At 59.0% G+C, this 12,609-nt stretch carries 14 protein-coding genes; 13 read left to right on the top strand and 1 reads right to left on the bottom strand.

All coding sequences use genetic code 11. From position 1 onward, the window contains the following. Positions 1-53: 53 nt before the first annotated feature. Positions 54-677 (bottom strand): hypothetical protein, encoded by a 624-nt coding sequence (locus ACBR42_RS10370; RefSeq protein ID WP_371207930.1) that lies wholly within the window; start codon positions 675-677, stop codon positions 54-56. Between the two features lie 27 nt (positions 678-704). On the opposite strand from ACBR42_RS10370, the gene ACBR42_RS10365 reads away from it, so the two are divergent. The 13 genes from ACBR42_RS10365 to ACBR42_RS10305 all read left to right on the top strand — a co-directional run bounded on the left by ACBR42_RS10365 (position 705) and on the right by ACBR42_RS10305 (position 12,608). Further along, complete coding sequence (locus ACBR42_RS10365) at positions 705-2,738, top strand: hypothetical protein (RefSeq protein WP_371207929.1); 2,034 nt, start codon at positions 705-707, stop codon at positions 2,736-2,738. A 305-nt stretch (positions 2,739-3,043) separates the two neighbouring features. Then, a complete protein-coding gene (locus ACBR42_RS10360) occupies positions 3,044-3,385 on the top strand; it encodes a hypothetical protein (protein WP_371207928.1) in 342 nt (113 codons plus the stop codon). Positions 3,386-3,489: 104 nt separating this feature from the next. Beyond that, complete coding sequence (locus ACBR42_RS10355; protein WP_371207927.1) at positions 3,490-4,410, top strand: hypothetical protein; 921 nt, start codon at positions 3,490-3,492, stop codon at positions 4,408-4,410. 8 nt (positions 4,411-4,418) lie between these two features. Continuing rightward, on the top strand, positions 4,419-4,628 hold the full coding sequence (locus tag ACBR42_RS10350; protein ID WP_371207926.1) for a hypothetical protein: 210 nt from the start codon (positions 4,419-4,421) through the stop codon (positions 4,626-4,628). Further along, entirely contained in the window at positions 4,625-5,785 is a 1,161-nt protein-coding gene (locus ACBR42_RS10345; protein ID WP_371207925.1) for a hypothetical protein, read from the top strand. The genes ACBR42_RS10350 and ACBR42_RS10345 overlap by 4 nt, the downstream gene beginning before the upstream one ends. Next, entirely contained in the window at positions 5,778-6,458 is a 681-nt protein-coding gene (locus ACBR42_RS10340) for a baseplate assembly protein (RefSeq protein ID WP_371207924.1), read from the top strand. Before ACBR42_RS10345 ends, ACBR42_RS10340 begins: the two co-directional genes overlap by 8 nt. Continuing rightward, the gene (locus tag ACBR42_RS10335) at positions 6,455-6,691 is read left to right on the top strand and encodes a hypothetical protein (protein WP_371207923.1); all 237 of its coding nucleotides are present in this window, start codon (positions 6,455-6,457) and stop codon (positions 6,689-6,691) included. Before ACBR42_RS10340 ends, ACBR42_RS10335 begins: the two co-directional genes overlap by 4 nt. Then, complete coding sequence (locus ACBR42_RS10330) at positions 6,688-7,050, top strand: phage tail protein (protein ID WP_371207922.1); 363 nt, start codon at positions 6,688-6,690, stop codon at positions 7,048-7,050. The genes ACBR42_RS10335 and ACBR42_RS10330 overlap by 4 nt, the downstream gene beginning before the upstream one ends. 41 nt (positions 7,051-7,091) lie before the next feature. Beyond that, the gene (locus ACBR42_RS10325; protein ID WP_371207921.1) at positions 7,092-8,216 is read left to right on the top strand and encodes a baseplate J/gp47 family protein; all 1,125 of its coding nucleotides are present in this window, start codon (positions 7,092-7,094) and stop codon (positions 8,214-8,216) included. Further along, the gene (locus ACBR42_RS10320) at positions 8,209-8,835 is read left to right on the top strand and encodes a hypothetical protein (RefSeq protein ID WP_371207920.1); all 627 of its coding nucleotides are present in this window, start codon (positions 8,209-8,211) and stop codon (positions 8,833-8,835) included. Before ACBR42_RS10325 ends, ACBR42_RS10320 begins: the two co-directional genes overlap by 8 nt. After that, a complete protein-coding gene (locus tag ACBR42_RS10315) occupies positions 8,835-10,631 on the top strand; it encodes a hypothetical protein (RefSeq protein WP_371207919.1) in 1,797 nt (598 codons plus the stop codon). Before ACBR42_RS10320 ends, ACBR42_RS10315 begins: the two co-directional genes overlap by 1 nt. Before the next feature lie 15 nt (positions 10,632-10,646). Next, the gene (locus ACBR42_RS10310; RefSeq protein WP_371207918.1) at positions 10,647-11,180 is read left to right on the top strand and encodes a hypothetical protein; all 534 of its coding nucleotides are present in this window, start codon (positions 10,647-10,649) and stop codon (positions 11,178-11,180) included. Between the two features lie 63 nt (positions 11,181-11,243). After that, positions 11,244-12,608, top strand: a complete 1,365-nt coding sequence (locus ACBR42_RS10305) for a hypothetical protein (RefSeq protein WP_371207917.1) — start codon at positions 11,244-11,246, stop codon at positions 12,606-12,608. Position 12,609: the final 1 nt, after the last annotated feature.

The raw sequence follows: 12,609 nt of genomic DNA, 5'->3' as shown, positions 1-12,609 counted from the left end.
GCGTGAGTTGATCGCGTAGGAAACAGGCCGGTCCATATCTGGATCGGCCTACATCACGGCAATGGAGGATCAAGTTTCGGTCTAAGCACTGCCAAACAACGGTCAAGGGCTTTCTTAATCCCTTTCAAGCCGGACATTCTACTTGCGATGGTTTCCGCATCACTGGTGGCTTTCATCTCAACAATACCTGTCAGGTTGGCTTCTAAAAAAGTTTTCTCAAGTAGCTTATTCTCAGGAGAATTGACGCAGTTTTGGTTATCGATGCAGTCCGTTGTTTCTGTGTGGATAATGGAAATGGGCGCATCGTTCGCGGTCGACTGAATGACACGAGGGAATTTCTCAAGATTGCTCCCATTATTGGAAAACGAAACTGTTGCGCGAGTCCCTGGCGGCAATTTGGTTGTCAGGTCGAACCCCCAATAGGTTGTAGGGGACGCCGGAGCGGGAAGGTTTAGGTCATAGACCTGTTCGTAAAATCCGAAATATCCGACTTCGTGAATATCTGGCCCGTTATCAACGCCGCACGATATTTGGCTTCCATCTGTCCAGCCATGAACGAAAAGACTGCCGTATTTTGCGTTATAATCAAACCCATCATCAGCATGGGCCATGCCGTGCATCACAATGCCAATAATCCCCATAGAAAATAAGGTTTTTACCAATTTTCTGTGTGTCATTTTTTTTAATACCAATCAGGAATTCAAATGGCAGACGTGTATCGCGTTGGCGTAGCAATCGGGATGACCGACAACGCCTCTCAGGTTCTGGGAACCTTATCCCGCAGCCTGCTGGGGGTAAACCTGCAAGCGCAGCATCTTGAAGGGGGGCTTAACCGGGCGAGAGTAGCGGCTGTTGGTTTGGCTGGCGTGATTGGTGGGGGTGCCATGCTGTCCAGCATGGGCCATTTGGTTAATGCGGGAAAGGAGTTCGTTCACCAACAGAGTCTGATGTTGCAGGCAGGTCTGTCGCATCAGGAGGTGGCGCAGGCCACCGCAACCGCGTGGCAGACTGCATCAACTGTCATCGGATCATCGGCGGAAAAAAATATCGGGCTTGTGGCCGATTTGCGCAACCAGCTTGGCACGATGCGCGAAGCAGTTGCGGCTATGCCCCAAGTTGCGCAAATGGGCGTCGTTCTCCAAAATCTAACCGGGCAAGATCAGGAGCGGGCAGGTTTCACCGCCATCCGCTTCCTTGACCAGCGCGGCTCCCTGATCGACCCCAATACGCACGAAATAAGCACTGAGCACCTGACACAGCAGATGCGACTGCTGGAGGGGATTGCTACTGGCACCCGCGGGCGCGCCGGACCGGACCAGTTGCTTGCATTTCAGCAGTATGCCCGACTGGCAGGGGCATCCCTGTCGGATCAGGGGCTGATGAACCTTGCTCCGGTTATTGCGGCATCCGGTTCAGCGTCCAGCGTTGGCACTCAACTTTCATCCTTGCAGCAGCAACTCATCGGCGGGGTCATGACCTCAGCCGGAGCGCATTGGCTGGAAAGCATGGGGCTTATGGACCGTCGCATGGTTCATGAGGGAAGAGGTGGCCACCTAACTCTCGATCCTGGCGCGCTGTCCGGTGCTTCTCAGTTGCAGAGTGACCCGGTGAGTTGGGTGCGCGATTACCTCATTCCCGCACTCAACCAGCACGGAGCAGTTTCGTCTGAGGCGCAGGCCGAAGCATTGCAAGGCAGTCACCTGCGCTCAACGGTCATTGGCCTACTGGGCGAGGTTGTGCGCAACCTACCTGCGTTTCAGCGCGATGCGGATAATATCAACCGCGCCGTGGCGGTCGATCAGTATCGCGTTGCACAAGGCACCGACCCGACGACGCGCCTGAATAGCTTTCAGACCGCTTGGCACAATCTTATGACGGCCTTGGGCGCGCCTATTGTCAACGACGCTACAGGGATGATTGGTCGCCTCACTGGTGTAATCACGCAACTGACCAACGTGGCGCAGGCTCATCCGCGCGCAGTGGCGGATATTGAACTGGGCGTGGCGGGCATTGCTGGACTGGTGGCACTGTCGGGGTCAATTGCCGTCGCAGGTGCGGCGCTCGGGCCGTTGGCATCTGGTTTGAGGTTGCTGTTTGCAGCCTTACAGCGCGCTCCGGCCGCAACGGCAGCAACATCCGGGGCTTCGGCTGCGGCCGCAGCAACTGGCACCGGATTGGCGGGAGCGACATCGGGGGCAACTGCGGTAGCCGGGGCGGCTGGGGCAACGGGCGCTGCTACCAGTCGTGCTGCAATGCTACGGCAAGGGGGTGCTATTCTGGCCACAGGGGCGCTTGCCTATGGAGCGGACCAGACTGCCCGCGATGCGCGGGCACAGATTGGATTACACGATCAGCGTGTAGCTCGTTGGAACCAGTGGGAATACGATCACACGTTTGGCATGCTGGGGGTTGATATGCGCCGTTATGCGGCGCCTGTGGCCAATGTCACCCAGCCGCTTCCGAACGTGTTGCCGCCAACCCGTTCTCCGGCCACTGCTCTCGCCGTTACGCCGCCCCCTGATGTGGGCAGGGAACGTTCTGATCAGCAGGGGGGATCTGGAATGCATGGTTCGAATGGCTGCAACACCTTTGTCTCTGTCTATCTGGACAGCAAGCAGATAGCCGCCCAGATCATGATGCGACAGCAGCGCGATGCCCAGCAGCAAATGCGCGCATCTGGCACTTCCCCAGATGTGATCCAGCACCCGCAGTTGCCGGGCAGGGCTATTGGGCGGTGATTACTGCCCGTTCCGCGTAGCCCTGCGCCCCTCGGCCTGCGCGTCCTTCTCGCACTCATACTGCCCGTATTTCGTGTTCCCGTGCCAGCGTTCATGCCGGTAATGGTAGACGCTGGATCGGGTATTGACCCACACGGGCTGGTCCCCTTTGGGGCAGACTGGTTCGGTCTGCGCACTGGATGGGGCGTAGGCGTGTCGGGGCGCAGAAGGTGAGGGAGCGTGAGTTGATCGGGTAGGAAACAGGCTGGTCCAGATATGGATCGGCCTTTCTTGTTTCCCTTCACCGGTGCCGGTATATCAAGATCATGCGCCATCTGATCCTTGCCGTATCCCTGTTTGGCACCATTCCACCGGCCTATGCCATACCATCCTGCCCCGGCGATACGGTGGTATGGCTGAACCAGCGCACGGGTGCCTATCACCTGCCGGGCGACCGCTGGTATGGGCATACGAAGAATGGTGCTTACGTGTGCGAGAAGCAGGCTGCTACAAACGGTGGTCATATGTCAGGCGTTCGTGGCACGGGTCACCCGGCGGGACAGCACAATCGTTCAGGCCGTCACGGTAATGTCGATAAAGACGGTCCGGAAGGCGATCGGCAGCCAGAGGGAACGCTGTCTACAGGGGAGATAGAAAACCCCTTCTGATTTCGGTCTTGTACTTTTTCCAGTAATGTGCATTATTTATTCCATCATGCCCTGATTTTGCCTGTCAGCCGCCCCGTTGAGGCGGCTTTTTTGTTGGATTTCCAATGTCGCTGACGCTGCTTAATGCCGAGACCGCAATCGGGTCCATCGGGCGGCTGTGGGCGTCCGCGCCGGTTACTATCGGCGGCCTGACGTTGACCGGCATGGAAGTGCCGGACCTGATCCGCGATGGTGGCACGCAGCAGGTTGCCGTGCATCGGCTGCCCGGTGGCAACAGGATCATCGATGCGGTCGGGAACGACCCGGACCGTCTGGAGCTGAGCGGGCGGTTTGTCGGCCCGACTGCCTATGAGCGCGCGCTTCTGCTGAAACAGATGCGCATTCGTGGGCAACCGGTGCAGTTTACGGGCGCGGGGCTGTCCCTGACGGTCAAGATCGTGCAGTATTCGTTCGATTATCAGCGGAAGGGGGGCGTTATCCCTTACCGGCTCGTGCTGGAGCAGCCGCCCCAGATGGCAGTGACCAGCGCGATCACATCCAGCCTATCAGCCCTGATTGGCAGTGATGCTGCCTCATCCATATCAGGCATAACCGGGGCGCTGGACGATGTTTCCACCATCGCCAGCAATATAGAAGGGCAGCTATCTACGGTTGTTGGTCAGGTGACGCCCATTGCCGATATGGTGGGTGCGGGTGGTGTGTTTGCCGGGATTCAGGACAATCTGAGTGTGGTCAATGGCCTGTCTGGTGCAGGGGTCAATCTGGCCTCGACGCCTGAGAGCGCGGCGAGCCTGCTATCTGGACTTGAGGCTTCGGGAAGCGACCTTAATACGGCCATCAGTGAAACGGGGGCGAACCTTGAAGGGATCAGCCTGACCAACGCAGCCGGGTTATCCACCCTGACGCAGAATGCAGAGCTTCATAGCACTTCCGTTACATCTGGCGGACTGGTCAACCGAGCTTATGCCAACACACTGACGGCCACGGACGGCACGCAGAACGGGCCGCTTGTCAGCGCCCAATAGGATTTTCCATGGCAGCTACGATCAAGGTCACGGCAGCAGACGTGTCGCTTTATCATGTGGCGGCCCGGCAGCTTGGTGATGCAACGCAATGGTGGCGCATTGCGCAACTGAACGGAATGGCAGACCCGGACCTGTCCGGTTTTGCAACGCCCGTTCAGCTTGTGCTGCCGACCGTGGATGCGTCCCTGAGTAGTGGTGTTCCGGGGGTGTCGGCATGAGCGAGAGTATTACGGTAACATCTTCGCGTCATCGTATCTGGCGGCTTCCACGCGCGCGGCTTCTGGTCAATGGGGTTGAGCGTACGGAAACGGGGCTGGAAGAGTTCGCGCTGACCCGGACGCGCTACAGCCGGGCGGATACGCTGGATCTGACGCTGGCGCTGGACCGGACCAAGATTCCGGCAAACGGTCTGTGGTTCGATCTGGCTGCCCCGGCGGAAGGGCAGGCGCTTGCCGATATCGACATCACCTTACAGATGCGCGACGAGGCCAAAGCGGGCGCACAGTGGACCACCATGTTTCAAGGCATCGTGGATCATGTCGAATGGTCCCCGGCGGAAACGTCCGTCCATATCCAGTGTCGGGACTATCTTGCGAAACTTCTGGACATGCGCGTTCTTGACGGCTGGATGAATATGACCGGGGCGGATGTGGTCAAGGCCATGATAACGGATGCCGGACTGACGCCGAATGTAACCATGACAGACGGCATGGTGGGGCAGTTCTGGCAGATCGAACACAAGCGCAAGTCAGCCAGCAGCCACAGCCGGTTTCAGACGGCGTTCGATCTGGCCAGTTATCTGGCAAACATGACCGGGTGCGATCTGTATGCGGACGGCAAGACAATCGTATGCGCGCCGTATCCGACTGCCAACGGGGACAACACCCAGACACTGGATTATAGCGACACCGGCCCGCTCAACCCAATCAAGATGGGAGCATCCGGCCTGCGTTTCACGCGGGATTACCAGATCGCCAAGGGTGTTATGGTTCATGTCTCATCATGGGACAGTCGCCAGCGCAGCCGGGTAGAATATTACTGGTCGGCTGAAGGTGGTTCCCCAAAAATGGCGGAGCGGACCGGAAATCTGCACAGTTTTACGTTGCCGGGCGCGCGTCTAAATCTGCTTCAGCAATATGCTGAACAGAAATACAACCAGATCGTAGCCCACGAACGCACCATTACCGGCCAGATACCCGGACGCATCACGCTGGCTCCGCGCCAGTTCATGCAGATTACCGGCACAGGCACGACATGGGATGGGACGCTGGATGTAGATGCCGTTAGCAGCCGTTTTTCTTGGTCAGGCGGATTTTCCCAGCAGATCACACTGCGTATCCGTGACGTAACGAAGGATGAAAACACCGATGGCTGATACCCGTATGATCGCTTCGGGCATTGCCAACGCGCAGGCGCAGCCGGGGTTTGGCATTGTCAGCGCGGTTGACCCGGTGAACCACGCCGTAAAGGTCATGACCCAGCCGTCCAATATCGAAAGCGGATGGCTTCCCTATGCTGCCGTGCAGGTGGGAACCCTGCGCATTACCTGTCCACCCGACATTGGAACACATGTTCTGGTGGTTCATGTGGAGGCGGATGCCGAGCATGGCGTGGCTGCCGTGCCGGTTTATGACGCCGTGGTCATGCCCCCAAGTTCCCCGGCGACCGGGATACCCGCGCAGCCGGGAGAACTGCTGATCGTAGCAGGGTGCGGTGCGCCACCTGCCGATGGCAGCACAACGCCGGGTAATGCCGCACAGAATGCGCCTTGGTGGCACATCACCAAGGACACGATATATAGCGGAGCCGGAAACGCGACCGAGACCCTGACCAGCGGCTCCAAGGCGTGGAAGGTGGGCGGCGTGAGCATGGTTCTGGACGCGAATGGACTGGACGTTACCGGCGGCCCGATCACCACCGATAAGGACATGACCGCCCAGGGCACCGTGACCGGCAAAACGGATGTGCTGGCAGCAGGAATTTCCGGCAAGGGACACACGCATAGCGGCGTGCAGCCGGGCAGCGGATCGACGGGGGCGCCTCAATGAGTGGAACGGTCATTCCCATACATAGAGCAGAAGCGCCATACAAACAGCATATGCTCGAAATGCTGGATGGTATCCGTTCTAGTGTGGAGTCTGGCGACATCATTAGTCTGATGGCACTGGCCGTTCATCCTGACCGGGAGTTCAGCAATTACAGTGCAGGAGAATTGAATACGCTGGAAACGATTGGGATGCTGGAACGGCATAAGATGTCTCTTCTGCTGAAACTATCATGAGCGCCTTATCCCACACCATAGGCGGCGATCTGGATCTGTCTGGAACCGGAAGCGTGGCGGTTGTGTCTGGTTCCGAACAGACCCGGCAGGCCCTTCTGCGGCGCCTGTGCACCAACGCGGGCGCTTACATCTGGCAGCCGGATTATGGCGCGGGCTTGCCCGGTCGTGTTGGGTCGGTCATGGACGAAAGCGCCGTTCGGTCGCTTGTGCTTGAACAGATGAACGATGAAGCAGGCGTTGACCAGTCGCAGCCCATTAACGTGACCATCACGAACCCGAAAGTAGGGGCCTATCTGCTGGCCATATCCTACACGGACGCCGCGAGCGGCACGGTTCAGGAACTGACACTGACTACCTGACGGGCGGTTCTTAGGAGCCGCCTTTTTTATTGGAGGCCCGCTTGGCCATTACCTTCCAGTCATTCAAGACGACGCTGGCCAATATGGTTGCGGCGGCGCAGGGCGCATGTCCGTCGCTACTTGACCTGAACGTAGGGTCAGCCGGTCGCGCCATGCTGGAAGCGGTTGCGGGGCTGGGATTATGGTTTCAGTTCATCGCGCTTCAGATACTGTCCCGCACGAGGCTGTCCACGTCCATCGGGGCAGATGTGGACAGCTTTGTTGAGGATTTTGGGCTGACGCGCGAACCGGGGACGGCTGCAACCGGGACGGTTACGTTCACGTCATTCACGCCAGCCAGCCAGTCCGCCACGATTGCAGTGGGCACGTCTGTCAAGACGGCTTCCAGCATTGTGTATGATGTAGTGGAGGACAGCACTAATGCGGCGTGGTCAGCGGCGGATGGTGCCTATATCCGCCCAGCGGGCACGGCGTCCATCACTGTTCCGGTCCAATGCGAGACAACAGGCACGGCGGGGAACGTCGCGGCGGGCGCGATCTGCCTTCTCGGAACGGCCATTTCAGGCATTGACACCGTTACCAACGTTGCGGCCCTGACTAATGGTAGCGACGGGGAAACGGACGCCGCCCTGCGCACGCGGTTCGTCGCGTATATCAACAGCAGGTCCAAGGCCACGGTGGCCGCTATTGAGAACGCGGTCACTGACGTATCTGCCGACCTGATCTATCAGGTGGTGGAGAATGTGGATACGTCCGGAGCGTTTCTTCCGGGCAATGTCGTTGTATATATCGATGACGGTTCTGGCGATGTAGCGGATAGCGTCATCAATGCGGTTTACACATCCGTAGATGCCGTGCGCCCGGCGGCGGTGTCCATTCAGGTTGTAAGGCCCAATGTGGTGCGCCCTGCGGTGACCATGACGGTTACTGTAGACAGCACGGGCGATCTAGACACTATTCAGGCCACGATCAGCACTAACATTGCAACCTACCTCAACGGTCTGGCTATTGGCGATGCCGCCAGCTATTCACGCCTGATCCAGATCGCCTACGCCGCCAGCACATCCGTTACCAACGTGACCGGCGTGACGCTGGCCGGTGGCGTTGTGGACCTGCCTGCGGCAACTGGCACGGCCTACCGGGCCGGGACGGTGGATTTTGGCTGATACCACACAGAACGGCTTCGCCCTGCGCATCCGCCGCCTGCTACCGACCGGCTGGTTTCCGTCCACGCCTGCTACAGGACAGGCGGAACAGGCCCCGGTACTCAATGCCCTACTTCAGGGTTATGGAAGTGTGTTTGCATGGGTATGGGCCGTTCTGGCGGCCACCGATGCCCAGACCCGGCTGGCCACCATGACCGGCGCGTTCCTTGATATGTTCGCAGCCGACTTCTTTGGCACCATGCTGGCCCGCAACCCCGGCGAAAGTGATGATGCCTTCCGCACCCGCATCGAGGAAGCCCTGTTCCCCTCGCTCGGCACGCGGCCCGATGTGGTCAACACCATTGCCGATGAAGTGGGGCAGGCCGGGCGCGTGATCGAGCCGCGCAACGCCACCGACTGCAAGGGGTTGGGTAGCCTTGCCAGCCCTGCCGTGGGTGGCGGCTACGGCTACAATGTAGCGGCCCTGCGCTACGGTTCACGCGGCGCACCCTTTCAACTTTTTGCCCAGCTTCCCACGGGCGATACGAACCCACCCGAAACACAGACCCTGACCCGCATCGCGGCGGTCATGCCCGCGGGCACCATCGCGTGGGTGCAGGATGTGGAGATCCTTAACTGATGGACAGACAAATCGTCTACCCTGCCCAGATCCCTCTGGATAGCGACCAGCTTAACGCCCAGCGCAATGCCTATGTGGGGCTGGGTCAGTTTGCGGGCATGGCGTACGGATGGGATACCGTAGCCGCCAGCGGCTTTGCGTGTGCACCGGGAACTGGGTTGGCCGTAATCATTGCGCCGGGTTCACTGCTGGCCCCCGGCGTGGTGGATGGCACCTCCTATGGCACGTTGGCACCGGTCAGCAGCGCACTTGTGCGTCAGTATACCAGCCGTGACCCGCTGGCGCTGGAGGTACCGGGGACGGCAGCAACCTATACGGTGTATGTCACGCCCGTCACGATAGACGGTGATGCCATCGTGCTGCCGTTCTACAATGCAGCCGACCCGTCCGTAACCTATGCGGGTTCGGATAACACCGGGGCTACTGCTCCCACCGTGCGGCAGGATCTGGCGCAACTGGGGATTGGCGTATCCGTCCCCGCTGGCGCATACCCGCTGTGGACCGTGACGGTGCCCGCGGGGGCTTCGGCCATTACGGCGGATATGCTTACGCAGGCGGCGGGCGCGCCGTTTTACGACACCATCCCGCAGCTACAGGCCGCCAAGCAGGACGCGCTTGGCTTCACCCCGGTCCAGCAGGGCGGCGGCCCGGATCAAACCGGCGACAAGGTCAATCTGGGGCAGGACACCAGCCATTCGGGGATAATGCGCGTCAGTATCAATGGGAGTGATGCGGGCGGCCTGCTGTCGGGAACGTATGGCAAAAGCGCCCCCGACTACCAGATACTGGGTCTTTATTTCCAGACCAGCACGGGACGCCCCGTTGCCGTATTCAGCAACGGCACGGCGAACGTGTTCAATGGCATTGCGAACTATACCGATGTCACGGCTGAAGCGTCCGCACGTGAGGCTGCTGATACTTCCATTCAGACGAACCTTACTAATTTCCAAACCAGTCAAGCGGCGACTAATGCGGAATTTTCATCTGATATAAGTGATTGCGTCTCCGGGATATACGGCAAAGGCGCCCCCGACTATCAGATCCTTGGCCTATACCAGCAGAGCAGCACCGGACGCCCCATCGTAGTGTTCAATGACGGCACCACGACGGTTTACAAGGGCATTGCGAATTATGCCGATGTGACGACCCTGCAAACCAGTCTGGCAACATTCCAGACGCAGCAGTCTGACCAGAACAGCACGTTCTCCAGTGAAATCGCGGCACGCGTCCCCACCAACGCTACAAACGATGGGACGAACGCGCCTATCACCCTGATGAATTACTATCTGGGAACGGGTATCCCGTGGGCCTCTGCCAACGGAATCAGTTTCAGTCTTGTCCAGACAAATCCCGGAACTGGCTTTAATCAGATCAAGAACGCGACTGTTTACGGAGAGAGCAGTGCCTTAACCGTATTGGATGCGACCGGCACAACCAATACCTACGCGCCGAGTTCCAGCGGGACCATTGCAGCTTCAGGAAATATTACAGGCGGCTATTGGACAAAGACCGGTTCCATATTGCGTCAGGTTATTTTCCTTGAAAAGCTGATCGATAATCCGGTTGTGACGTTCCCCACTGCGTATTCGGCGGTTCCGTGCGTAACGTTCGGAACGTCTACCGAATATACGACGCAGAATACCGCCTTTGCGAACATTCAGCGCGACACCAGCGATAACCTTCTTCTGAGCGCCACAGGCTGCACCCTGCACATATCGCGGGGCGCGCCAGACGTTGCTGTTTCTGGAGACGGTGTGGACGTATGGATGACCATTGAAGGCCCCGTATCGTCTTGATGAAAGGAAAGAAATATGTCTGACGGCTATCAGAACTACATCCTCTATCGCACGGCAGCCTTCATGTATCAGCCGGGATATACCTACACAGAAGGGCAGACGCCCGATATTCCGGCGGCGATAATCTCATCGCCTCTGGGAACGGTTATCGGCACGTCGCAGTTGAGCGCGCTAACCGGCATCACTGTCCCTGAAGGGTTCGCCTATGCGCTGGATGCGGCGAAGGCTTACCCTGTTGGCAGCATCTATATTCCATCCACCGATTACACGCTGACCGGCGCAACCACGGCGACCGCCGGGACCGCGCTGACGCTGGACCTGACGCCGAATAACGACGGCCCGACCGGCGATGTAACCGTTACCCTGTCGGATGGGGGCGCCGGCGGGACATTTTCGTCCAGCACAGCGACGCTCAGCGGATGCACAAAGACTGTGCAGACCGTGACTTATACGCCCAAGGCTGCGGGAACAGTGACGATCAGTGCCACGAATAGCGGTAGCCTGACGAACCCGGCCAGCCTGAGCGTTACGGTCTCCGCCGCGGCCTGACGAATTCCGCAATCTGTTCCTTCCAGACCGCCGACAAGGCGGTTTTTTTATATGGAGACCGCTGTGAAAAACGCCGTAATCGGGGCCATATTCGCAATCCTGTCCCTCCCTGCGGCTTCGTATGCGACCGATGCGCGGCTGGCCTATAAAGCGACAGACGGGCAATACAAGGCCGTTATGGCTACGGCCCCGACCTGCGGGGTCAGTAGCAGTGGGACGCCTCTGGTATGCGACGCCTCGGGCACAGCTAGCACGTCTGATGCGCGGATGGCTTACAAAATGGCTAACGGGCAGTATCAGGCGGTCATCCCTACAGTTCCCGTCTGTTCCGTAGACAGTTCAGGCGTGCCCCAGATATGCGACTTCTCCAGCACACCTGACCTGTCGTCGTATCTGACCACCACCGCTGCGGCGGCCACTTACTCGCAATTGAGCGGCGGCAACAGTTACCTTGGGGAGCAGCGTTTCGCATCCGTCTATTTTGCTGATCCCGACAACAATGTCTCACGAGATGCCAAGTTCGGGGACAAGGGCATTGCGGTCTCTGGCGGCACGAAGACCGATACCCTGAGCGTTACCACAGCCGCCTACGTGCCCGATACCACGACGACAGACAGCACGACCGCCGCCCTGAACACGGAATCTGCGGCAGCGCGGTTCGTGAGCCAGACAACGGCGGCATCGACCTACGCGACGATCTCGGCGCTCAATACGCAGGTGAACAACGCCGCCGCGACGTATGAGACGATCACCGGTATGTCGAAATATGCACTTGCGACCAATGGCACGCTGACCACCCCGACGATCACGGAACCATCGATCGACGGTGGCGCGCTGACCACAGACGGCAAGGGAAACTGGATTCTGTCCGGCAATAACGGCATCCAGTTTGGTGGCGCTGAATGGCTGAACTATAACGCGACGGATGGATATATCGCGGTAAATGGGGCGCTTGAGATCACAGGTAGGGTCAACCTTCCAACGCGCACAACCGGAGACAACGGAAATTACGCGGCGTCAACAGCGTTTGTGCAGAACACGATTGGCGCCATGCAGGGGTCGGTCACGGGCGACCTGTCCGCATCGGGCAGCAGTCTGTCCCTGACGCTGGGGTCGAGCGGCCTGACGCTCACCATGGCCTACTCCGCCAGCGGCACCGGATCATTGTCGATTGTCTCCACGTCCGGCAGCATCACGCCGGTCGATATCTACGAAACGGCGGCATGGGGAACGACCTCGTTCAAGGGCTACACCCTTTACGGCGGCACCATCACCACGACCGCCACGGTGATTGACAGCACATTCTACCTCTCGTCGAACGCGTGGGGCACGTACCATATTGGCGTCGGCGGCAGCCTCTACATCGTGGATATTTTCGGGTCCGGGGCCGGTAAGCGCACGACGCTGTCGTGGCGCAAGGTTCTCTGAC

Source organism: Komagataeibacter sp. SM21 (assembly GCF_041402665.1).
Classification (GTDB): domain Bacteria; phylum Pseudomonadota; class Alphaproteobacteria; order Acetobacterales; family Acetobacteraceae; genus Komagataeibacter; species Komagataeibacter saccharivorans.
The sequence above is the reverse complement of the archived record's forward strand: the minus strand, read 5'-3'. Positions and strand labels throughout refer to the sequence as shown.